Genomic DNA, 22549 nt, shown 5'->3' on the forward strand with positions numbered 1-22549 from the left:
AAGCATCGCCGCGCCCCGTGCCGGGCACAACGCGCCGACGTGATGTGACGACGCGGGGCGCAACGACAGGTCGCAGCCCATCCAACCGCGGCATCGGCATGCCGCGCGTCACGCCGGGTAACGCGGGCGACCGCCGCAGCGCCGATCCGGTTCGCTGGGGCCATGAGCGTGCTCGAGGACGAGGCGGTGGTCCTCGCGCAGGAGCTGATCCGCATCCCGACGGTGAACACCGGCGACCCCGCGACGATCGGCGACGGGGAGACCAGGGCGATCCGGTTCGTGCAGGAGCGCCTGGAGGAGGTCGGGCTTCGCCCCGCGTTTGGGGAGGCGGTCCCCGGCCGCGGCAACCTCGTCGTCCGCATCCCCGGCTCGGACCGGTCCCGCGGCGCGCTCGTCGCGCACGCGCACGTCGACGTGGTGCCGGTGCTCGAGGAGGGGTGGACGCACCCGCCGTTCGAGGGCGGGATCCACGACGGCGCGATCTGGGGCCGGGGCGCCCTCGACATGAAGGGGTACGCGGCGGTGCTGGTCGCCGTCGCGCGCGAGCTCGCCCGCGAGGGCGTCGTGCCCCGCAGGGACCTGATCCTCGCGTTCTTCTCCGACGAGGAGGCGGGCGGCGTGCACGGCGCCGGATGGGTGCGGCGTCACCGCCCCGAGTGGCTGGCGGGCGCGACGGAGGCGATCGGCGAGGTCGGCGGCTTCAGCGCCACGATCGGCGACCGGCGCGCCTACCTCGTCGCGACCGGCGAGAAGGGGTCGGGCGCGATCCGGTTCACCGCCCGCGGGCGGGCGGGCCACGCCTCCGACCCGAGCCCCGACGCGGCGGTGCCGCGCCTCGCCAGGGCGATCGCTGCCGTCGCGGGCCACCGGTTCCCCGTCGTCCCGACGGCCACGACCCGGGTGTTCGCGGAGCACGTGTCCCGCCTGCTCGGGCGCACGATCACGGCCGAGGACCTGCCGTCCGTGCGGGCCGAGCTGGGCGGCGCCGCCACCGTGGCGGAGCTCGGTCTGCGGCACAGCGCGGCCGCGACCGTGGTGCGCGCTGGGCTCAAGGCGAACGTGATCCCCGGCGAGGCGACCGCCGAGGTCGACGTCCGCTCCCTGCCGGGGCTCGATGACGAGGCCCGCGACGCGGTGCTCGCGCTCGCGGGCGACGGGGTGGAGGGGGAGGCGCGCGGCTGGATCCGGTCCATCGAGTCGCCGGTCGACTCGCCGCTGCTCGACGTGCTGCAGGCCGCGATCGCCGCGGAGGACCCTGACGGCGTCGTCGTGCCCTATCTGCTGCCGGCGCGACCGACAACAAGACCCTCGCCCGGCTCGGGATCGCGGGCTACGGCTTCGTCCCACTCCGCACCCCTGAGGACTTCGACGCCTACGGCCTGTTCCACGCGGTTGACGAGCGCGTTCCGGTCGAGTCGCAGCGATTCAGCGCCCGCGTGACGGCGCAGATCCTCCGCGACGCCTGACCCGCGGCCTCGCACGTCGACGACGCTGGATCGACGCAGGCCGCATCCTGCCGTCACGGGCGTCGGCGCCGGCCTGCAACCTGCGGTCACATGCTTCCGCTTACGGAACGCGGTTCCTACGGTGTGCGCATGACCGCCCCGGACCTCTCCGACGACCACCCGCTGCAGGCGCGCGACGATCTCGTCTCCGCCCGTGCGGACTTCCTCCGCGCTCGCGGGGAGCTGGAGACTCAGCGCTCCCGTCTCCTCTCCGCATACCGCAGATCCGGCTTGCACGCGGACGTGTGACGCGTCGCGACGCGATGTGCGACGTGGGATGACGGCGCGCCGCGAGACGGATCTCGGGCGCGTCTAGCCTCGCCGCGACGCGGGAAGGCGGATCCATGGCAGGACGACGTGCGCCGCTGTCGGTGCTCGACCTCTCGCCGTTCGGGAGCGGGGAGCGCCCGCGGGACGGCCTCGCGCACACGCTCGATCTGGCTCGCGAGGCGGAGTCGTTCGGCTACGCGCGCTACTGGCTCGCGGAGCACCACGCGAACCCCGGCATCGCGGGCGCGGCCCCCCACGTGCTCGCCGCCGCGGTCCTCGCCGCGACCCGTCGCATCCGCGTCGGCACTGCCGCGACGATCGTCGGCAACCGTTCGGCGTTGCAGGTCGCGGAGGAGACGGGGCTGCTCGGCGCGCTGTCCGGCGGCCGCTTCGACCTCGGCATCGGCCGTTCCGGGAGCAGCCGGCTCGCCGGTGGCCCGAAGCCGCCGGCCGGGATCCCGGATCGCGTCGTGGACGGCCTGGCGGTGCCGGCGCCGCGCCTGCTGGACGTCGATGCGATCCGATTCGCCGTGCAGCGGCGACTGCTCGGCCGGGAGGACGGGGACGCGGACGCCTTCCCCGAAGTCGTCGACACGATCCTCGCGTTCCTGCGAGGCGACTACGTCGCGGATGAGGGGATCGCGATCCCGGCGACGCCCGCGCACGACCACGGCGGGGTCCAGGTCTGGCTGCACGGCAGCAGCGCCGGGCCGACCGCCCGGCTCGCCGGCGCGCTCGGGCTGCGCTTCGGCGCGAACTACCACGTCGCCCCCGCCTTCGTGATCGAGGCGGTGCGGGCCTACCGCGACGCGTTCGTGCCCTCACCGGAGGTGCCGGAGCCGTACGTGATCGTGTCGGCGGACGTGCTCGTCGCCCGGACCGGTACAGCGGCGGAGCGCATCGCGGCGGGGTACTCCGAATGGGTGCTCAGCATCCGCGCCGGCGGCGGCGCGATCCCGTACCCGCGGCCCGAGGACGCGCTGGCGAGGACCTGGACGGACGCGGAGGAGGAGGTCGTGCGCGACCGCACCGCCACCCGCTTCGTCGGTGCACCTCCGACGGTGGTCGAGCGGCTGGAGACGCTCCAGCGCGCGACCGGTGCCGACGAGCTGCTCGTCACGACCATCGCGCACGACCACGACGCGCGTGTCGGATCGTACCGGCTGCTCGCCGACGCGTGGGGTGCGGCATGACGTCGCCGACGCGACCGAGCACCGCCTACCTCGATGCGCTCCGGGCGCGCACCGATCGCCTCGCCGCGGCCGCCGGGCCCGTCAGCTCCCCGCACGCGGGCGCGGATTCCGCCCCCGTCGCGGCCGCGGTGGAGCAGCGGGCTGCGACGCTGCTCGCGCTCTCGCACGACCTCTTCGACCACCCGGAGGAAGCGTTCCAGGAGGTGCGGAGCGCCGCCGCGGTCGCGGACCTCGTGCGCGCAGCCGGGATCGAGGTGCAGGTCGGGGTGTTCGGGCAGCCGACCGCCCTGCTGGCCGCGATCGGCGACGGCGACGGGCCGACCGTCGCGCTGCTCGCGGAGTACGACGCGCTGCCCGGGATCGGCCACGGCTGCGGCCACAACGTGATCGCCGCCGCCGCGGTCGGCGCATTCCTCGCGCTCGCGGACGTCGAGCGGCCGCCCGGCAGGGTCGTGCTGCTCGGCACCCCGGCGGAGGAGGGGCACAGCGGCAAGGAGCTGCTCGCCAGGGAGGGCGCGTTCGACGGCCTCGACGCCGCGCTCATGGTGCACCCCTTCGGCTACGACGCCGTCGACCACTCCTTCATCGGCCGCCGGATCCTGCGGGTGCACTACGAAGGCGTGGCCGCGCACGCCTCGGCGACGCCGTTCATGGGCCGCAACGCGCTCGATGCCGTCGCGCTGCACTACCAGGCGGTCGCGCTCCTGCGGCAGCACCTGCCCCCGGGTGACCGCGTGCACGGCATCGTCACCCGGGGCGGAGACCGCCCGAGCATCGTGCCGCACCGGGCGAGCCTCGAGTACTACCTCCGCTCGCCCGCCGCCGCCACCCTGCTCGAACTGAGCCGCAGGCTCGCAGACGTCTCGGCGGGTGTCGCGCTCGCGACCGGCACCGGTGTCCGGCTGGAGTGGGACCCGCAGCCGTTCACGCTGCCCATCCGGTTCAACGGACCGCTGTCCGCGCGTTGGGCGGTGCACCAGGGCGAGCGCGGGCGGAAGGCGCTGACGAGCGCGGTCGTGCCCGCCGAGCTCGCTGCGTCGACCGACTTCGGCAACGTCAGCGTCCGCGTGCCGGGCATCCATCCGGTGATCGCGGTCGCGCCGCCCGAGGTGGCGCTGCACACCGACGAGTTCGGCACGTTCGCTCGCGGGCCGGAAGGGGACCGGGCGGTGCTCGACGGCGCCTACGGGCTCGCCGCGACCGCGCTCGACCTGCTCGCGGACCCGGCGCTGCTCGCTGACGTCCGCGCCGACTTCGCCGCGGCGGGAGGGGTCACCGATGTCGCGCGGTACTTCGACTGACGACGCGGTCGCGCTGCTGCGGGCGCTGATCCGGAACGGCGGTGACGAGCGCGCGAACGTCGCGACCCTGCAGGCGTTCCTCGGCGACGCGGGGGAGCAGGAGGTGGTCGAGCCCGAGCCCGGCCGCACCTCCCTCGTGGCACGGGTGCGCGGGACGGGCCCGGAAGCGCCGTCCCTCCTCCTGCTCGGGCACATCGACGTCGTGCCGGTCGGTGACGGGTGGGCGCACGATCCGGTCGGCGGCGAGCTGGTCGATGGCGAGATCTGGGGGCGGGGCGCGCTCGACATGCTGTTCCTCACCGCCGCGTACGCCGTGGTGCTGAAGCGGTTCGCGGCGGAGGGCGGGTTGCGGGGCGACCTCGTGCTCGCCGCGGTCGCGGACGAGGAGTCCGGCGGGCGGCTCGGTGCCGGCTGGCTGGTCGAGCACCGGCCCGATCTCGTCGCCGCGTCCGCGGTGCTCAGCGAGACCGGCGGTGTCCCCCTCGTGCGCGACGGCGTCGTCCGGGGCGTCACGGTGACGGTGGGGGAGAAGGGCGGCGCCGCACGGCGCCTCGTCGTGCACGGCCGTGCAGGGCACGCCTCCACCCCGTTCGGCTCCGACAACGCCCTGCTGGCCGCGGCGGAGGCGGCGCGGCGGATCGCGGCCGCGCCGAGCCCCGCCGTGATCGACGACCTGTGGCCGCGCTACGTCGACGCGCTCGGCCTCGATCCCGCGCTCATCGACCCTGATCGGCTCGACGCGGCGCTCGCAGACCTCGGGCCGCTCGCCGGTCTCGCGCACGCGGTCACCCACACGACGTTCTCGCCGACCGTGCTGCGCGCTGGCGACGCGGTGAACGTCATCCCCGGCACCTCGGCGCTCGACGTCGACGTCCGCACCCTGCCGGGGGTGACGCCGGAGGACGTGGACGCGCACCTGCTCGCCGCGCTCGGTCCCCTCGCCCACCGGATCGAGCTGAGCCGCCTCGTCGACCGGCCCGCGAACCGCTCCGCAACCGACACCGCGGTCTACCGGGCGCTCGCCGAGGCGGTCGAGGCAGCGCATCCCGGAGCGAAGGCGGTCGCGGTGCTCGCCCCCGGCGGCTCCGACAGCCGCTTCTTCCGCGCCGTCGGCGTCCCCGCCTACGGCTTCGCCGCGCTGTCCGCGCGCTGGACGCACGCCGAGGTCCGGCGCCTCCTGCACGGGACGGACGAGCGGATCGACGTCGCGTCCGTCGCCCTCACCGTCGCCGCGCTCGACCGCGTCGTGCGCACCCTGCTCGCCTGATCCGCTCGCCCGACCGAAGGAGCCCTCCGTGCCGCAGATCACCTCCATCGCGTTCCTCAGCCCGGGCAACTACCCGGACGACGCGCCCCTCGAAGGGCTCGAGGAGACGCTCGACCTGTTCGCGTTCGGGGAGCGGCTCGGCTTCGACGGCGCCTGGGTGCGGCAGCGGCACCTCGAGCACGGCGTCTCCTCGGCGGCCGTCTTCCTCGCTGCGGCGACGCAGCGGACGCACCGCATCGAGCTCGGGACCGCGGTGATCCCGCTCGGCTACGAGAGCCCGTTCCGCCTCGCGGAGGACCTCGCGACCGTCGACGTGCTGAGCGGGGGCCGCGTCCAGATCGGGGTGAGCGCGGGCACACCGCCGCACCGGGAGCTGCTCGGCGACCTCGTGTTCGAGCACGGGCTCGGCGACCAGGACGTCTCTTTCGGGCGGGTCGACCGCCTCGTGCAGCACCTCCGGAGCGAGTTCCTCGGCGACGAGGAGACCAGGATCGTGTCGCCCGGCAACGTCCAGCGGCCGCGTCTCCAGCCGCACAGCGCCGGGCTCGCGGAGCGGGTCTGGTACGGCGGCGTCAGCCTCGACTCCGTTCGCAGCGCCGGCGAACGGGGCCTCCACCTGCTCACCGGCAACATCGTCTCCGTGCCGGGAGAGCGCGACTTCGCGGCCGCGCAGCGCACGCTGATCGACGTCTATCGGGGATCGGGAGGCGCCGGGAGGATCGCGCTCGGCCGGGTGATCGTCCCGACCGACTCTGCGGACGCGGCGACCCGCGAGCGCTACCGGGCGTACGGCGCCGCGCGCCTCGAGCGGACGACGAGCGAGCACGGCCCGAAGGGCACCCGGTTCGCCCGCGACCTGATCGGGACGAGCGAGCAGATCCTGGAGGCGCTCGCCGCGGACCCGATCCTCGACGAGGTGACGGAGCTGCGGCTCGAGCTGCCGTACGAGCTCACCGGCGCCGACTACCGGCAGATCCTGACCGACTTCGCGGCCGGCGTCGCGCCGCACCTCGGCTGGCGCAGGTCCCTCGCCGCCGTCTCGTGACGCTGCGTGACGTGCACCCGTTACGTCACGCGACCGGCGCGGAGCCGCCTCCTGGAGGGGCTGCCTACAGTCCGATCATGACCATCACGACGGAGGCCCCGACCGCGTTCGCCGCGGCATGGGAGGCCTGGCACGCCGACCACGAAGCCCGCCGCGCCGACCCGCACGGATTCCTCGCCGTCACCGGGCTGCACCGGCTCACGCCGGAGTCGCAGCGCATCGAGGGCATCCCCGGCAGCTGGTCGTCGGGCCCCGACGGCGTCGTCGTCGAGCTCGCCGCGGGGGAGTCGCTGACCCGCGACGCCGAGCCGCTGACCGCACGGGTCGTGCTCGGGCGGATCGCCGAGCGGGACGGGATCCTCCTCCGGCACGGCGACGTGGAGGTGGAGGTCGCTCGCCGCGGCGGCACCGACATCGTCCGCCCGCGCGACCCGGCGCACCTCGCTGCGCGGGGCTACGACGGCACCGACGCCTACCCGGCGGACGAGCGCTGGGCGGTCGACGCGCGGTACGAGCCGTTCGACGTGCCGCGGCCGACGACGGTGGGGTCGGTCGCGCCGGGCCTCGAGCACGTGTACGACGCACCCGGGCAGATCGTGCTCGAACTCGACGGCACCGAGCACCGCCTCACGGTGTTCGGTGCAGGCGACGGCTTCTTCGCGCTGTTCACCGACGCGACGAGCGGCGTCACCACCTACCCCGCGAACCGATCCCTCTCGATCCCCGGCCCGGAGGCGGACGGTCGCGTGGTCGTCGACTTCAACCGGGCCGTGAACCTCCCATGCGCGTACACCGCGTTCGCGACGTGCCCGCTCCCGCCCGCGGAGAACCGGTTGCCGATCGCGATCGAGGCGGGGGAGCTGCTGCCGTGACCGCGCCGCTCCTGACCCTGGTCGACGTCGACGGCCCCGGAGCGCATCCCGCGCTGTGGGTCGAATGGGATCCGGCACGATCCGCCCGCGCGGTCGCCGACGGCGTCCGCGCCGCGGAGCGCGCCGGCTTCACCGCCGCCGTGCTCGACGACCACCCGCTGCCGGACGCCGCACCCGGCGGTGCGGGCGGGCGGCCGGAGGGGCTGCTCAGGGCGGCGTTCGCGGCGCCGCTCACCGGCGCGATCGGCCTGATCCCGGTCGTCCACGCGGTCTACAACGAGCCGTTCCACGTCGCGACGCAGCTCGCGAGCCTCGACATCGCCTCCGCAGGCCGCGGAGGCTGGATCGCCGTCGCCGACCGTGATCCGGCGATCGCCGCGCGGTACGGCCGCACCCCGCTCGACGACGCGGACGCCGAACTCGTCGACGTGGTGGAGGCGGTCCGGCGGCTCTGGGACTCGTGGGAGGACGACGCGGTCATCCGGCACGTGCCCTCCGGTCGGTACCTCGATCGGGCGAAGCTGCACTACGCCGACTTCCGGGGCGCGCGGTTCTCCGTGAAAGGGCCGGCGATCGTCCCTCGGCCGACGCAGGGCCAGCCGATCACGATCGGTGCTGCCGGCACCCGCGCTGAGGTCGACGCGGTGCTGCTCCAGGTGCGCGACCTCGACGCGGTCCCGGCAGCCGCTGCGGCGGCGCGGGACGCGCATCCGGTCGCCCGGGTGCTCCTCCGGCTCGAGGTGGTGCTCGACTCGGCCGGGCTGCCCGCGGCGGATCGGCTCGAACGGCTCGACGCGATCGCGGCGTGGAGCCGCACCGGCGTCCGGTACGTCGGCGACGCGGAGAGCCTGCTCGCGCTGCTCGGGCGGCTCGCGGTCGACGTCGACGGCGTGCGGTTCGTGCCTGCCGACGGCACGGTCGATCTCGACGAGCTCGGCCGGGTCGTCCTCCCCGCCCTCCGCGCAGGCGGCCTCTCGGTCGCACCGCGGGTGGGCGACACCGCGCGGCGCACCTGGGGCCTGCCGCACCCTGTGAACCGATTCCTGGAGCACGCACGATGAGCTTCTTCCGTGATGACCAGCCGGCGCCCCGGCAGGACCGAAGCCCGAGTCGGACCACCGGGGACGGGACGATCCAGTTCGGCGTCTTCTTCCAAGGCGTCAACTTCTCCACCGTCTGGTCCGATCCGGCCAGCGGGTCGCAGACCGACTTCGAGAGCTTCCGCCGCGTCGCGCAGACCGCGGAGCGCGGCCTGTTCACGGCGTTCTTCCTGGGGGAGGGGCTGCGCCTCCGCGAGCACCTCGGGCGCATCCACGACCTCGACGTCGCCGGACGGCCCGACGCGATCATGCAGCTCGCGGCGCTCGCCGCGGTCACCGACCGCATCGGGCTCGTCGCGACGCAGAACGCGACCTACAACGATCCGGTCGACCTGGCGCACCGGCTGCAGAGCCTCGACGTGCTCTCCGGCGGCCGCGCGGCCTGGAACGTCGTGACGACCGACAACGCCTGGACAGGGGAGAACTTCCGCCGCGGCGGCTACCTCGACCACGCCGACCGCTACACGCACGCGGCGCAGGTGATCGACATCGCGCAGCGGGTCTGGGACGGGGAGCCGTTCCACGTCGACACGCAGTACTACTCGGTGGAGGGGCGCGGGGCTCTGCCGCGCAGCCCGCAGCAGCACCCGATCCTGTTCCAGGCGGGCGACTCCTCGGAGGGGCGCGACTTCGCCGCCCGCAACGCGGAGGTGATCTTCTCCGCGCACGGCACCTTCGACGCCGCGAAGGCGTTCGCGGAGGACATCCGCGCCCGTACGGTCGCCGCGGGTCGGCCGGCGGACGACCTGAAGATCTTCCCGGGGCAGGAGTTCATCGTCGCGGACTCCGAGGCCGAGGTCGCGGACAAGGTCCGCTGGGTCCGGGAGCACCAGGTGACGCCGCAGACGGCGGTCGCCTTCCTGGAAGCCCTGTGGGGCACCGACCTCTCCGCGTACGACCCGGACGGGCCGCTGCCGGACATCGACCCGGTCGTGGAGATCACCGGCGACACCCGGGGTGCCGGCTTCCGCGCCGCGAAGGCCGCGGAGACCGCAGGGAGGTGGCGGGCGCTCTCCGAGGAGCGCGGGTTCTCGATCCGAGAGCTCGTCATCCACCTGAGCTCCGGCCGGGGCTTCGCGGGGACCGCCGACTCGGTCGCGGACCAGCTCGTGCCGCTCGCGCAGGAGCACGTGCTCGACGGGTTCAACATCGCGCCGTGGCTCGTTCCCTCCGGCCTCGACGACATCGTGAACCGGCTGGTCCCGGCGCTGCAGGAGCGCGGGATCTACCGCACGTCCTACGAGGGGCGGACCCTCCGGGACCTGCTCGGGCTGCGGCCGCCGGTGTCGCTGCGCGTGCCGGAGCGGATGGAGGCGTTCGGATGACCGCGCCGCTGCGCCTCGGGATCGCGCTGAAGGACGCCGGCTGGCACCCGGGCGCCTGGCGGGAGCCCTCCGCGACACCCGATCGGCTGTTCACGGGCGGCTACTGGGTGGCGCTCGCGCGCACGGCGGAGGACGCCGGGATCGACCTCCTCACGATCGAGGACACGTTCGGGCTGCAGACCGCCGACGCGTTCGGCGGCCTCGACCTGGCTGAGACCCGGGGGGTGCGCGGCCGGTTCGACGCGGTGCTGCTCGCGGACTTCATCGCGCCGCTCACGAGCCGGATCGGGCTCGTGCCGACCGTCTCGACGGCGCTGACCGAGCCGTTCCACGTCGCGACCGCGATCGCGACGCTCGACTTCGCGAGCCGTGGCCGGGCGGGGGTCCGGCCCGTCGCCGCGGCCCGCCCGCACGAGGCGGCGAACCTCGGCCGGTGGGCGGAGCCGTTCCGGCCGGAGGACCTCGCGTCGCCGGAGGGGCCCGCGATCATCGCGGACCGGTTCGGCGAGGCCGCCGACGCGATCGAGGTGCTCCGGCGGCTCTGGGACTCCTGGCAGGACGACGCGGTGATCCGCGACGTCGCGACCGGGCGCTACCTCGACCGGGACCGCCTCCACCATTCGGACTTCGTCGGGTCCCGGTTCTCGGTGAAGGGGCCGTCGATCGTGCCGAGGCCGCCGCAGGGGCAGCCGGTCGTGACCCTGCTCGCGCACCAGCGGGTGCCCTACCTGCTCGCGGCGGCGCAGGGGGACGTCGTGTTCGTCACGCCGCACGACGACGCGGACGTGATCAGGATCCTCGGCGAGCTCCGAGCCGCCGAGCGGGACGTCGACCGCACCGGCACGCCGCTGCAGGTCTGGGCGGACGCGGTCGTGCTCGTGACGGACGCGCCGGGTGAGCTCGACCGGCTCGACGCGGCCGGCGGACCGATCGAGAGCGACGCGGTGCTCCTCGCCGGCTCCGCCGACGAGATCGCCGAGCGCCTCCAGCACTGGCACGAGCTCGGGATCGAGGGGTTCCGCCTCCGGCCCGCCCGGCTCCCGCTCGACCTCGACCGGGTCGCTGACGGTGTCGTGCCGGCGCTCGGGCTTGAGGCGTCCACCGGCGCGACGGACCTCCGGAGCCGGCTCGGGCTCCCCCCGGCACCGAATCGCTTCACCCATGTGCCCGCGTTCGCCGCGCGGGATCCGTTCGCCGCGACCGAGGAGACGACCGCCCGATGACCGCCCGCAAGCAGGTGCACCTCGCGGCGCACTTCCCCGGCGTGAACAGCACGACCGTGTGGAGCGACCCGGCCTCCGGCAGCCAGATCGACTTCGCGTCGTTCGAGCACTTCGCGCGGAACGCGGAGCGCGGGCTGTTCGACTCCCTCTTCCTCGCGGAGGGGCTGCGGCTGCGCGAGCACCGCGGCCGCATCCACGACCTCGACGTCGTGGGGCGGCCGAACACGGTCGCGATCCTCGCGGCGCTCGCCGCGGTGACCGAGCACATCGGCCTCGTCGGCACGCTGTCCGCGACGTTCAACGAGCCGTACGAGCTCGCGCGGCAGCTGCAGACGATCGACCTGCTGTCGAACGGGCGAGCCGGATGGAACGTCGTCACGACCTCCGACGCGTTCACGGGCGAGAACTTCCGCCGCGGCGGCTACCTCGACCACGCCGACCGGTACGAGCGCGCGAGCGAGTTCATCGCGGTCGCGCGGGCCCTGTGGGAGGGATGGGCGCTGGGCGCGCTCGTCGCCGACCGCGCCTCCGGGCGGTTCCTCGCCGACGGCGCGCTGACCGCGGTCGAGCACCGCGGGAAGCATTTCAGGGTGTCCGGCGTGGGCACCCTGCCGCGCAGCCCGCAGGTGCAGCCGGTGATCGTGCAGGCGGGCGACTCGCCCGACGGACGGCGGTTCGCGGCCGAGCACGCCGAGGTCGTGTTCTCGCTGCACTCGGACCTCGAGGGCGGGCAGGCCTTCTACGCCGACGTGAAGGCGCGGGTGGAGGCCGCGGGCCGCGACCGGGACGACCTGAAGATCCTGCCCGCGGCGTCGTTCGTGATCGGGGACACGCCGGCCGAGGCGGAGGAGCGGAGCCGGCACGTCGCGCGGCAGCAGGTGTCGCCGCAGACCGCGATCGCGTTCCTCGAGCAGGTGTGGGGCACCGACCTGTCCGGGTACGACCCGGACGGGCCGCTGCCGGACGTCGACCCGGACCCGGCGGCGAACCCGACCCGTGGCCGGGTGCGGCACGCGCGGGACGTCGTCGCAGTGGCACAGGCCTGGCGCCAGCAGGCGGAGGCGGAGCGGCTGAGCATCCGCGACCTGGTCATCAAGGTGTCCTCGCGGCACTCGTTCGTCGGCACGCCCTCCTGGATCGCGGCCGAGATCGACCGGTACGTGCAGGAGGAGGCGTCGGACGGCTTCGTGATCGTCGGCCACCTCACCCCGACGGGCCTCGACGAGTTCACGGACCGCGTGATCCCGGAGCTGCAGGACCGGGGCGTCCACCGCACCGAGTACCCGGAGGGCGCGACGCTCCGCGACCTCCTGGGCGTCCGCCCTCCCCTTCCGTCGTGAACGGGAGCGCAGCGGCAGTACGTGTCGTCCCCGGTCCTCGCTGGACCGGCGTGTGGTCCCTGGTCCGACGGCGCGCGTCGTCGAACGAGGGACCACACGTCGGTCCGGCATCGGCGCGCCTCACGCGGCAGTGGTGGGCGGCGCGGGGGCGGTGAGAGCGGCGCGCTCGACGAGGGCGGTCACGCGGCCGTCGTCGACCAGGATGCCCGTCGTCCAGCCCGGGCGCGCGCGGTCCGCGGCCTCGAGCGCCTCCTCGGGGGACTGGCCCGCCCCGATCCATGGTGCCGGGGTCGTCGCGTCGCGCACCGACGCGGCACCGCGCAGCGCGGAGACGGTGGTCGTGCCGAGCACCTCCGACGGGTGCGGCGGCACCGCCGAACGGACGTAGGCGACGAGCAGCGGCTCGTTGTCCGACGCGCCCTCGAGCGCCTCCGGGACCGACCAGCGCGGATCGACCGTCCGCGCCACCACCGCGACCTGCCGCGCGACCGCACCCTCCGCATCCCGGAACCCATGCGCCCGCAGCCAGACCGGGTTGAAGTACGTCGACAGGTACGCCCGCCCCGAGTCCGGCAGCAGGATCACGACGTCGTCGTCCTCGCCCAGCTCGGCCGCGACGCGGAACCCGGCTGCGAGCGCGACGCCCGCCGATCCGCCGGCGAGCAGCCCCTCCGACGCGGCGAGGTCGTGGATCGCGTCGATCGCGCCGCGGTCGTCGACCTGCTCGTACCGGTCGATCACCGACGTGTCGAGCGACTTCGGCCAGACGTCCTCCTCCGCCTCCGGATGCACCGCGTGCCCGGCACCCTCGACGTACTTCGCGCTGCCGTCGCCGCCGGAGTACGAGGAGGTCGCGGGATCCGCCGCGACGATCTGCACCCGCCCGCCGCTGACGTCCTTCAGGAAGCGGCCGGTGCCGGAGATCGTGCCGCCGGTGCCGACGGTCGCGACGAAGTGGGTGACGGCGCCGTCGGTGTCGGCCCAGATCTCCGGGCCGGTCGACACGACGTGCGCACCGGGGTTCGCCGGGTTGTCGTACTGGCCGGCCAGCCATGCGCCGGGCGTCGCATCGACGAACCGCTGCGCGACCGAGGCGAGGCTGTCCGGGTGCGACTTCGGCACGAACACGTCGACGAGCCGCAGCTCCGCGCCGTGCGCGATGAGCAGGTCCCGCTTCTCCTGCGAGATCGCGGAGCTCGTGAACACGACCGACCGGTACCCGAGGTGCGCGGCGAAGGCGGCGAGCCCGATCCCGGTGTTGCCGGAGGTGGTCTCGACGACGATCCCGCCGGGCGGCAGCGACCCGTCCGCCGCGGCGGCACGGATCATCGACAGCGCGGCACGGTCCTTCACGCTGCCGGCGGGATTGAGCCACTCGGGCTTGACGGAGATCCGCGGTCGCAGCCCGTGCTTGGTCAGGCGGATCATCGGGGTGTGGCCGACGGCCTCAGCGACCGATTCGTAGCGGGTCATCATGCCTCCGCTGCAGCTGCGGGTGGACGGGCACCGAGATACGACGAGGTGCCGGCAGGGGATCCGGGGCGCGTCGCGCCACCGGATCCCCCGATCCGTGGAGGAGTCAGGAGTTGTCGAGCGGGAGACCCGGAGGGTTCACCTCGGCCTTGTCGACGGCCTCGTTCGAGAGGTTGTACGCGTTCAGCCACTCGGCGTACTGCCCGTTGTCGATCAGGTAGTTGATCGCGTCGGCGACCGGCTGAGCGAGGCCGCTGTCCTTCTTCACCGTCGCCGCGATGAGGCCCTGCAGCGTCGCGCCCGCACCGGAGAACGTGCCGGCCGTGCGGGTCGGGTTGGCCGAGTCCTTGTCCTGCGCCTCGTGGTAGGCGACGCCCGGGTTCGGGCCGAAGTAGGCGCTGATCTTCCCGGAGTTCAACGCGAGGTTCACGCCGTTCTGGTCCGGGTAGTACTTGATCGTCAGCGTCTTGCCCTCGGCCTTCAGCTTCTTCTGCCACTCCAGCAGGATCTTCTCCTGGTTCGTGCCGGAGCCGACCGCGACCGTCTGGCCCGCGAGGTTCGTGTAGTCGTCGTCGAAGCTCCAGGTGCTCGACTTCAGCACCTCGAATGCGAGGTTGTCCTGGCGGTACGACGCGAAGTCGTACTTCTCCTTGCGCTGCTCGGTGTCGGTGATGTTCGAGAACCCGACGTCGGTCTTGCCGCTGTCGATCCCGACGAACAGGTTGTCCCAGGTCGCGTTCTGCGCGACCGGCTTGAGGCCGAGCGTCGCGGCGACGAGGCGCCCGAGATCGGGCTCCGCGCCGGTGAGGGTCTTCTGGTCCTCACCCGTGAACGCGAGCGGAGGGAAGCCGGCAGGCAGCGCGCCGAGGCCGATGGTCAGCTCGCCCGAGTCGAGCACCGACTTCGGCAGCGAGTCGCGGATCTTCTTCTGGACCTCGACGTCGATCGTCGTCTCGGTCGCGGCTCCGTTCGATTGCGCGCCGATGGTGACGGCCGTCTTCCCGGAGTCCTTCGCGGCGATGTCCGTCGCTGCGGCCTGGCCGGAGCAGGCGGCGAGCGCAGCGACGAGGGCCCCGGCCACCAAGGCGGTGGCCCCGGTCCGTCGGAGGCGGGTGATGGATGCAGGCATGCGTGTGCTCCTGTTCGTGGTGCGAGGGGTGGGCGGATGCCCGGGCGCGGTTCAGAGGACCTTGCTGAGGAAGTCCTTCGTCCGCTGGTGCTGCGGATCCGTCAGCACGTCCTGGGCCGTACCGTCCTCGACGACGACACCGTCGCTCATGAAGAGGATGCGGTCGGCGACCTCGCGGGCGAACCCGATCTCGTGGGTGACGACGACGAGCGTGCGGCCCGTCTCGGCGATGGTCCTGATGACGCGGAGCACCTCGCCCACCAGCTCGGGGTCGAGCGCGGAGGTGGGCTCGTCGAAGAGGATGAGCCTGGGGTCCAGCGCGAATGCGCGCGCGATCGCGACCCGCTGCTGCTGGCCGCCGGACAGACGACGGGGGTACTCGTCGGCCTTGTCGCGCAGGTCGACCTCGTCGAGCAGCTCGAGCGCGCGGACTCGGGCCGCCGCCTTGCTCGCGAGGCCGAGCGACACGGGCGCCTCCACCACGTTCTCCAGCACGGTGAGGTGCGGGAACAGGTTGAAGTTCTGGAACACGAACCCGATGCGGGACCGCTGCCTCAGGATCTGGCGCTCGTGCAGCTCCTTCAACCGGTCGCCCTGCACGCGCACGCCGATCAGCTCGCCGTCGACGGCCACGTAGCCCTCGTCGAGCTTCTCGAGGTGGTTGATCGCGCGAAGCAGCGTCGACTTGCCCGAGCCGGACGGGCCGAGGATCACCGTGACGGTGCCGGCCTCGATGGTGAGGTCGATGCCGCGCAGCACCTGCTTGTCGCCGAACGACTTGTGGGCGTTGCGGATCTCGATCGCCGGCGGGGCGGCGTCCGTGGTGATGGTCATCGTGCGCCCTTCAGTCCGCGGTTGTAGTACCGCTCGACGTAGAACTGCACGATCGAGATGAGGCTGGTGAGCACGAGGTACCAGATGGTCGCGACGACGAGCAGCGGGATGATGTCGGTCGGGTAGGTGGAGGCGAGGTTCTGGGCGACCCCGAACAGGTCCAGCAGCGAGACGTAGAACAGCAGCGAGCTCGACTTGATCAGCCCGATGATCTGGTTCACGTACGAGGGCACGATCGAGCGCAGCGCCTGCGGCAGCACGATGCGCGTCAGCTGCCGGTACCGGGGGATCCCGAGCGCCTTCGCCGCCTCGTGCTGCCCGTTGTCGACCGCGAGCAGCCCGGAGCGGACCACCTCCGCCGCGTACGCCGTCTCCGACAGCGTCAACCCGAGCGCGCCGAGCGCGAGGTCGCCGAGGATCGACGTGGTGGGCACCTGCAGCTGCGGGCCGAACGGGATGCCGATGCCGATCGCCGGGTAGAGGTTCGGGAGGTTGTAGAGGAACAGCAGCACCACGAGCAGCGGCACGGACCGGAACACCCAGATGTAGAACCAGGCGAGGCTCCGCAGGACCACGTTGTTCGACTGCCTCGCGAGGGCGACGAGGACGCCCAGGACGAAGCTCGCGACCGCCGCGATCGCGGTCGCCTCGATCGTGACGAGCACGCCCTGCAGGATCGCGGGGTGGAGCACCCACTTGCCGACCTTCGGCCACTCCCAGGAGCGGTTCGTGAAGAGCGTCTGCCCGAAGTTCAGGACCAGCACGATCACGACGGCGGTCAGCACCCACTGCCACGGCTTCCGCAGGGAGCGCACGCGCCGCCCGACGACGTCGTCGGGGACCGCCGCGGGCCGGGCGGTCGCCGCCGGCTGCGGCAAGGAGGTGCTCGTCATGGCCGGGAACGGTATGGGCGCTGATCGCGGGACGACAACCCCGCCTCCGTCACACTTCGTCGCCCTGCGACATGTGTGACGGAGGGGCTGCAACATCGCGACACACGCGAGGGGTCGTTCGTCCGCCGGTGCGACGATGCGTCGGATGAGCGGTGTTCCGGAGGCGAGCGGTGTCGTGCGCGTGGCGGTCGCCGGCGCCGGGCCACGCGGCGTCGGCTGGCTCGAGCGGTTCGCCGAGAACCTCCCCGCGTACGCGACCGGGCCCGTCGAGATCCACCTGATCGACCCGTTCCCGCCGGGTGGCGGCCGGATCTGGCGCTACGACCAGTCGCCGCTGCTGAAGCTGAACTCGCTCGCCGCCGACGTGACGATGTTCACCGACGAGCGCTCGACCATCCAGGGTCCCGTCGCGCCCGGCCCGTCCCTCGTGGAGTGGGCGGAGGGCGTCCGCAACGGCGCGATCGACGGGATCGTGGTGCCGGACGACGCGGTCCGTGAGGAGATCCATCGTCTCAGCGGCAGCGACTTCCCGACGCGACGGCTGCAGAGCGTCTACCTCGACTGGGTGCTCCGCCGTGCCGTCGCGCGGCTGCCGGAGGAGGTCGAGGTCGTCGTGCGGCAGGACACGGTGCTCGGCGTCGACGACCTCGAGGACGGTCGGCAGCGCCTGCGCCTCGCCTCCGGCTCCCGGCTGGACGCCGACGTCGTCCTGTACGCGCTCGGGCACGCCGGCAGCGAGCCGGACGGATCGACCGCGGCGCTCGCCGAGTTCGCCACGCGGCACGGCCTCGCCTACGTCCCGCCGGCGTTCACCGCGGACGCCGACCTCGACGGCATCGCGGCGGGCGAGCCGCTGCTCGTGCGCGGGATGGGGCTGGCGGCGACGGACCTGATCGTGCTGCTCACAGAGGGGCGCGGCGGCCGGTTCGAGTCCGCGGACGACGGCGCGCCGCGGTACGTCGCGTCCGGCCGCGAGCCGCGGATCCTCATCGGGTCGCGGCGCGGGGTCCCCTACCACTCGAAGATCACGGCGACCCTGCAGGGGGACCGGCCGGGCGCCGCGTTCTTCACCCCGGAGGTGGCCGCGCGCCTCGCCGCCCGGCCCGAGCTGGATCTGCGCGACGACGTGTGGCCGCTGATCGCCAAGGAGATGCTGCACGGCTACTACGCTGAGCTGTTCACCGGCCACCCGGACCGCGTCCGCACCTCCTGGGCCGCGTTCCTCGAGCGGTTCGCCCCGCTCGACCCGGACGGCGCCGCGCTGCGCGAGCTCGTCGCCGAGACCGTGATCGACCCGCGCGACCGGCTCGACCTCGCGACGTTCTTCGCTCCGCTCGACGGGGTGGCGTCCGGCTCGGTCGCGGCGCTGCAGGAGACGGTCCGCGCCTACGTGCAGGAGGACCTGCGGCAGCGCACGAACCAGGAGGGCAGCCCCACGTTCGGGCTGTTCGTCGCCCTGCTGCAGGCGCTGTTCGCGCTCGTCGGCATCGTCGAGCACGCGCCGTGGACGGTGCTGTCGCGCGAGCGCGACCTCGAGGGCTGGTGGCTGCCCGCGTTCAGCTTCATCGCGAGCGGCCCGCCGGGACCGAGGCTGGAGGAGCTGCTGGCGCTCGCCGACGCCGGTGTCGTCACCTTCCTCGGCTCCGGGCTGACGGTCGCGGCGGACGAGGTCGACGGCGTGTTCCGCGCCCGCGGCGCGAACACGGACGAGGAGGTCGTCGCGCGCGCCCTCGTCGACGCGTGGCTGCCGCCGTCGCAGGCGGCGCGCAGCGAGAACGCGGCGCTTCGGGACCTCGTCGCGACCGCGGTGGGCGCCGAGCAGGTGCTCGCGGATCCGAGCGGCGAGTTCAACTCGGGCCGCCTCGTCGTCGCACGCGGCGACGCGAGGGTCGTCGACCCGACCGGCAACCCGCACGACCGGCGGTACGCGATCGGCGCGTTCACGAGCGCCCCGTTCGTCGGCGCCTTCGCCCGCCCGCGCACCGATGCGGTGTCGTTCCGCGAGAACGATGCGGTCGCCCGCTCCGTCCTCGCCGATCTCGTTCGGCTGCGCGCTGCGGTGCCCGCCTGATGGCCGACGTCGTCATCCGCCTCGCGGAGCCGCGCGAGTACCCCGACCTCGGCGCGCTGACGCACGCCGCCTACGCCGCCGACTACCCCCTCCATCCCGGGTACGCGCACACGCTGCGGCATCCCGAGCAGCGTGCCGCCGACTACGAGCCGTGGGTCGCGGAGGACACCGGCACCGGCGTGCTGGTCGGCACCACCTCCGTCCTCCGGCCTGGACGGGAGGAGGGGCGGGGCCGGGTCCGCGACGGCGAGCTGTACTTCCGGCTGCTGGCCGTGAGCCCCACGGCGAGGAGGCGCGGGATCGGCGCCCTGCTCACCCGCTTCACCTACGGGCTCGCGCTCGACCGCGGCCAGCACACGGTCGCCCTCAACAGCGGCCAGCACATGACGGGCGCCCACGCCCTCTACCGCGGCCTCGGCTTCACCAGGATCGAGGATCGCGACGTGCGGCTGTCGGAGGACGGCCGCGACTTCACGGTCTACACGTTCACCCGGCCGGTCGTGCCCGCCGACCGCGTCGCGTAGTCCCGTTTTGAAGGAGATCCTGCGTCCGAGGTCGAAGATCTCCTTCAGAACGGAATCGCTCGCGCTCGCCGCCTGCGCGCTCGCCGGGTTCGCCACGCTGGTCGACCAGTTCGTCATCGTCTACGCCGTCCCGTCGCTCGACGCGGCGTTCGGTGCGCCGACGGAGGCGGTGCAGTGGTTCCTCGCGGTCTACTCGCTCGCGTTCGGCATCGGCCTCGTGCCGGGCGGGCGACTCGGCGACGCGCACGGCCGCACCGGGCTGTTCGTCGGCGGCCTCGCCCTGTTCCTCGGCGGCGGGCTCCTGACGCTCACCTCCGTCTCGATCGGCTGGGCGATCACCGGCCGGGCGGTGCAGGGGCTCGGCGCCGGGCTGATCAGCGCCCAGGTGCTGGGGATCATCCAGGACCGCTTCCTCGGGCGGGACCGCGTGCGGGCGCTCGCGGTGTACGGGATCGCCGCGTCGGCGTCCGCCGTGGTGGGGCCGATCGTCGCAGGCGTGCTGCTCGAGGTCGTGCCGGGACCGCAGGCGTGGCGGCTGCTGCTCGCGGTCGCGATGCCGTTCGTGGTCGCGACCGCGGTGCTCGCGCTGCGGTCCGCGCCGCGCGCACGGCCGCGACCGGCCGGGCGCGTCCGGCTCGACCTGCCCGGTGTGCTGCTCACCGCGCTGCTCGTGCTGCTGCTCACCGTGCCGGTCGTCGACGGGTCGCTCCCCGCGGCAGCGCGGTGGGCTGTCCGGGGCGCCGCGCTCGGCGCGGGCGTCCTGCTGCTGGTGTGGGAGCTCCGGCAGCACCGGCGAGGACACCGGCCGCTGTTCGACGCCGCGCTCGTCACCTCCGGCGGCTTCGTCTCCGGCAACCTGCGCGCGCTGCTGTGGTTCGGCGCCGCGAGCGCGCAGGGCGCGATCCTCACGGTCTTCCTGCTGGAGACGACCGAGCTGCCCGCGCCCGTCGTCGCCCTCGTGCTGGTGCCGGGCGCGCTCGCCCGGCTCGCGGGCTCGGTGCTGAGCCTCGCGACGCACGACCTCGCCGGGCGGTGGACCCAGTCCGTCTGCCTGCTGATCGAGACGGCGGGCGGGATGCTGCTCGTCGCGGCGGCGGGCTGGTCCACCGGACCAGTGGTCGTGACGGTCCTCGTCGTGCAGGTGGTGATCGGGTTCTGCTCGGGCGTCTTCGAGCCGATCCTGCGGTCGACCACGCTCGCCGCGGTGCCGGCGGGCGCGGCCGGCGTCGGCGCGTCGTTCCTGCAGCTGTCGCAGCGGCTGTCGGCGACGTTCTGCGTCGCGTGGGTGACGGGGATCGCGTTCACTCGGGGCGTGGACGGCATCGACGTCGCGGGGACCCGTGGCGGGCTCGCCGTGTGCGCCGGCCTGCTCGCGGTGGCGACGGCGGAGGCGGTACGCCGAGCCCTCGTGCATCCGTCGGTCGAACGCGGCGTCGCTGGCGCACCTGCGGCGTCCCCCGCCTCCGGCACCTGACCCGACGCCCGCGCCGCCCTCGGACGGGCCTGCTGGAGCAGCCGGGCGCCCGCTCAGTGCGCGGGTGCTGCGGCGCCGTCCGTCAGCGTGAAGGCGGGTGTCGCGAACACGAGCAGGACGAATCCCTCGAACCCGTCGCCACAGTGGCTGCCGGCGGTGAGGATCACGCCCGCGGACTCGCAGAAGAAGTCGGCCGGGTCCGTCGGCAGGTCGAGCGCGCTGCAGTCGAGCCAGGCGATGTCGGTCGCCTCCGGCAGCGAGCACCTCCAGCGGGACGCGGCCGGCGGTCGCGGACGACCGTCGAACCAGGCCCCGCCCGACACGGGTCCTCCGATGTCGTCGACCGGAACGACCCGGGCGGACCCGTCGGGGGCCTGATGGCCGCTCGTCCGGGGACGCGGTCAGGACGCCCGACGCTCCGTCGCGAGCGGCAGATCCTTCTCGAACGGGTGCACATGGAAGCCGTCCGCGATCGGGAGGAGGGGGAGCACCGTGTAGCCCGAGGCGGCGTACAACGCCTGGGCCTCGGGTTGCCGTGGTCCCGTCGTGAGGAACACGCGGCGGTACCCGCGTCGCGTCGCCTCCGCCTCGAGCTCTGCGAGGACCACTCGGCTCAGCCCACGACGTCGGTGCTCGGGATGCGTCCAGATGCGCTTGAACTCGGCGGTCTGCTCGTCGTACCGCATGAACGCGCCGCCGGCGACGACGACCCCGAGCTCCTCGACCAGCAGGAAGGCGCCGTCGGGCGGCAGGAAGTGCGAGTCGGGGTACCGACTCAGCTCCGTCGTGGCGGGCTCGGCGAGCAGATCGGCGTACCGGCTGTCGTACTCGCGCTCGAGGTCGTGGAAGAGGAACCGTGCGCGTTCGTCGCCGGGCGCGACGTAGGAGAACGTGCGGTCGCGCACATCGGTCCTGCTCTTGACGGGCTCGGTCATCTCAGCGCCCCTTCCGACCCCCGAGACAGTAGGACGTGCGTGACCACGCTCGCGTGCGCACGACGTCATGGTCGGACATCTTCGACGATCGTGCGCGGGGGGTGCGCGACGCCGCGTACGGTGCCCGCATGGCGTCGGACGACTCGACGTGCGCGGTCCTGCACTGCGGGGAGGACGGGTTCCTCCCGTTCACCTACGGCGGTGACGAGTGGGCGGTCGGGATCGCGACGATGCTGTGCGCGGCTCACGTGCAGGAGATCGCCGCCGGCGCCGAGTACTGGTGGGACACCGAGGCGCGAGCGCTCCTGCTGCTCGGCACGCGCTGACGCAGGGGCGACGCGCAGCGTGGTCCGACGCGTGGTCGCGCCGTCTCGGCCGACCGTGCGTCGATGCGACGAGCCTCGGATCCGCGCCGACCGCGCTCGGCCGGTGACGCGCCGGAGACGGTGGGAGGCCCTGACGGGCGGCGTCCGCGCGGAGCGCACCCGTATCCGCAGGCGGGCCTCCTGGTGGTCCCGGCCGGACTGCTGCCGCCGACGTACCTCCCGCACCATCCGCGGCGAGAGACCTCACGCGCGACGCCCGACGGAACAGGATCGTCGACCGGGCCCAGTCCACGACGCCCGCGTGCGCTCCTCGGGCTCGCGCAACGATGCGCACGCGGAAACGACGCGAACACGGAGGGGATGTCAGCCGCCCGGGGACGTGAGATCCTGAGCACCTGAGCACCTGAGCACCTGAGCACCTGAGCACCTGAGCACCTGAGCACCTGAGC

General features: G+C 73.7%; 21 protein-coding genes. 15 read left to right on the top strand and 6 right to left on the bottom strand.

What is annotated here, in order from left to right; genetic code table 11:
- The first annotated feature begins 162 nt into the window (after positions 1-162).
- The 11 genes from ACFE60_RS01975 (at position 163) to ACFE60_RS02025 (ending at position 12441) form a co-directional block, all read left to right on the top strand.
- Positions 163-1440: a M20/M25/M40 family metallo-hydrolase gene (locus ACFE60_RS01975; RefSeq protein WP_375387159.1), complete on the top strand. Its 1278-nt coding sequence runs from the start codon at positions 163-165 to the stop codon at positions 1438-1440.
- Positions 1441-1595: 155 nt separating this feature from the next.
- The gene (locus ACFE60_RS01980) at positions 1596-1754 is read left to right on the top strand and encodes a hypothetical protein (RefSeq protein ID WP_375387160.1); all 159 of its coding nucleotides are present in this window, start codon (positions 1596-1598) and stop codon (positions 1752-1754) included.
- Between the two features lie 95 nt (positions 1755-1849).
- Positions 1850-2968 carry an LLM class flavin-dependent oxidoreductase gene (locus ACFE60_RS01985; RefSeq protein ID WP_375387161.1) on the top strand — a complete coding sequence of 373 codons (1119 nt, stop codon included), beginning with the start codon at positions 1850-1852 and terminating at the stop codon, positions 2966-2968.
- Positions 2965-4269: an amidohydrolase gene (locus ACFE60_RS01990; protein WP_375387162.1), complete on the top strand. Its 1305-nt coding sequence runs from the start codon at positions 2965-2967 to the stop codon at positions 4267-4269. Before ACFE60_RS01985 ends, ACFE60_RS01990 begins: the two co-directional genes overlap by 4 nt.
- Positions 4247-5536 carry a M20/M25/M40 family metallo-hydrolase gene (locus ACFE60_RS01995; RefSeq protein WP_375387163.1) on the top strand — a complete coding sequence of 430 codons (1290 nt, stop codon included), beginning with the start codon at positions 4247-4249 and terminating at the stop codon, positions 5534-5536. Before ACFE60_RS01990 ends, ACFE60_RS01995 begins: the two co-directional genes overlap by 23 nt.
- Before the next feature lie 28 nt (positions 5537-5564).
- Complete coding sequence (locus ACFE60_RS02000; RefSeq protein ID WP_375387164.1) at positions 5565-6581, top strand: LLM class flavin-dependent oxidoreductase; 1017 nt, start codon at positions 5565-5567, stop codon at positions 6579-6581.
- A gap of 77 nt (positions 6582-6658) precedes the next feature.
- The gene (locus ACFE60_RS02005; protein ID WP_375387165.1) at positions 6659-7453 is read left to right on the top strand and encodes a DUF1684 domain-containing protein; all 795 of its coding nucleotides are present in this window, start codon (positions 6659-6661) and stop codon (positions 7451-7453) included.
- Entirely contained in the window at positions 7450-8514 is a 1065-nt protein-coding gene (locus tag ACFE60_RS02010; RefSeq protein WP_375387166.1) for an LLM class flavin-dependent oxidoreductase, read from the top strand. Before ACFE60_RS02005 ends, ACFE60_RS02010 begins: the two co-directional genes overlap by 4 nt.
- The gene (locus ACFE60_RS02015; protein WP_375387167.1) at positions 8511-9878 is read left to right on the top strand and encodes an LLM class flavin-dependent oxidoreductase; all 1368 of its coding nucleotides are present in this window, start codon (positions 8511-8513) and stop codon (positions 9876-9878) included. The genes ACFE60_RS02010 and ACFE60_RS02015 overlap by 4 nt, the downstream gene beginning before the upstream one ends.
- Complete coding sequence (locus ACFE60_RS02020; RefSeq protein ID WP_375387168.1) at positions 9875-11101, top strand: LLM class flavin-dependent oxidoreductase; 1227 nt, start codon at positions 9875-9877, stop codon at positions 11099-11101. The genes ACFE60_RS02015 and ACFE60_RS02020 overlap by 4 nt, the downstream gene beginning before the upstream one ends.
- Positions 11098-12441, top strand: a complete 1344-nt coding sequence (locus ACFE60_RS02025) for an NtaA/DmoA family FMN-dependent monooxygenase (protein WP_375387169.1) — start codon at positions 11098-11100, stop codon at positions 12439-12441. The genes ACFE60_RS02020 and ACFE60_RS02025 overlap by 4 nt, the downstream gene beginning before the upstream one ends.
- 120 nt (positions 12442-12561) lie before the next feature.
- Here the strand turns inward: ACFE60_RS02025 and ACFE60_RS02030 are convergent, their stop codons facing one another.
- The 4 genes from ACFE60_RS02030 to ACFE60_RS02045 all read right to left on the bottom strand — a co-directional run bounded on the left by ACFE60_RS02030 (position 12562) and on the right by ACFE60_RS02045 (position 16770).
- Complete coding sequence (locus tag ACFE60_RS02030) at positions 12562-13914, bottom strand: PLP-dependent cysteine synthase family protein (protein ID WP_375387170.1); 1353 nt, start codon at positions 13912-13914, stop codon at positions 12562-12564.
- Positions 13915-14020: 106 nt separating this feature from the next.
- Positions 14021-15043, bottom strand: coding sequence for a transporter substrate-binding domain-containing protein (locus tag ACFE60_RS02035; RefSeq protein ID WP_375387171.1), 1023 nt, complete (start codon positions 15041-15043; stop codon positions 14021-14023).
- A gap of 51 nt (positions 15044-15094) precedes the next feature.
- On the bottom strand, positions 15095-15877 hold the full coding sequence (locus ACFE60_RS02040) for an amino acid ABC transporter ATP-binding protein (protein WP_375387172.1): 783 nt from the start codon (positions 15875-15877) through the stop codon (positions 15095-15097).
- Complete coding sequence (locus ACFE60_RS02045) at positions 15874-16770, bottom strand: amino acid ABC transporter permease (protein WP_375387173.1); 897 nt, start codon at positions 16768-16770, stop codon at positions 15874-15876. Before ACFE60_RS02045 ends, ACFE60_RS02040 begins: the two co-directional genes overlap by 4 nt.
- Before the next feature lie 145 nt (positions 16771-16915).
- Between ACFE60_RS02045 and ACFE60_RS02050 the strand changes: the two genes are divergently transcribed.
- From ACFE60_RS02050 to ACFE60_RS02060, 3 genes are read left to right on the top strand one after another with little or no spacing between them, the layout of a single operon-like run.
- On the top strand, positions 16916-18841 hold the full coding sequence (locus ACFE60_RS02050; RefSeq protein WP_375387174.1) for an FAD/NAD(P)-binding protein: 1926 nt from the start codon (positions 16916-16918) through the stop codon (positions 18839-18841).
- Positions 18841-19365, top strand: coding sequence for a GNAT family N-acetyltransferase (locus tag ACFE60_RS02055; protein ID WP_375387175.1), 525 nt, complete (start codon positions 18841-18843; stop codon positions 19363-19365). The genes ACFE60_RS02050 and ACFE60_RS02055 overlap by 1 nt, the downstream gene beginning before the upstream one ends.
- A gap of 7 nt (positions 19366-19372) precedes the next feature.
- Positions 19373-20839, top strand: coding sequence for an MFS transporter (locus ACFE60_RS02060; protein ID WP_375387176.1), 1467 nt, complete (start codon positions 19373-19375; stop codon positions 20837-20839).
- 53 nt (positions 20840-20892) lie between these two features.
- On the opposite strand, the gene ACFE60_RS02065 is transcribed toward ACFE60_RS02060, so the two are convergent.
- Both ACFE60_RS02065 and ACFE60_RS02070 read right to left on the bottom strand, forming a co-directional pair.
- The gene (locus ACFE60_RS02065) at positions 20893-21162 is read right to left on the bottom strand and encodes a hypothetical protein (protein ID WP_375387177.1); all 270 of its coding nucleotides are present in this window, start codon (positions 21160-21162) and stop codon (positions 20893-20895) included.
- Positions 21163-21240: 78 nt separating this feature from the next.
- The gene (locus tag ACFE60_RS02070) at positions 21241-21774 is read right to left on the bottom strand and encodes a GNAT family N-acetyltransferase (protein WP_375387178.1); all 534 of its coding nucleotides are present in this window, start codon (positions 21772-21774) and stop codon (positions 21241-21243) included.
- A 128-nt stretch (positions 21775-21902) separates the two neighbouring features.
- Between ACFE60_RS02070 and ACFE60_RS02075 the strand changes: the two genes are divergently transcribed.
- A complete protein-coding gene (locus tag ACFE60_RS02075) occupies positions 21903-22100 on the top strand; it encodes a hypothetical protein (RefSeq protein ID WP_375387179.1) in 198 nt (65 codons plus the stop codon).
- Positions 22101-22549: the final 449 nt, after the last annotated feature.

Origin of the sequence: uncultured Amnibacterium sp., assembly GCF_964245895.1 — a bacterium.
GTDB lineage: Bacteria > Actinomycetota > Actinomycetes > Actinomycetales > Microbacteriaceae > Amnibacterium.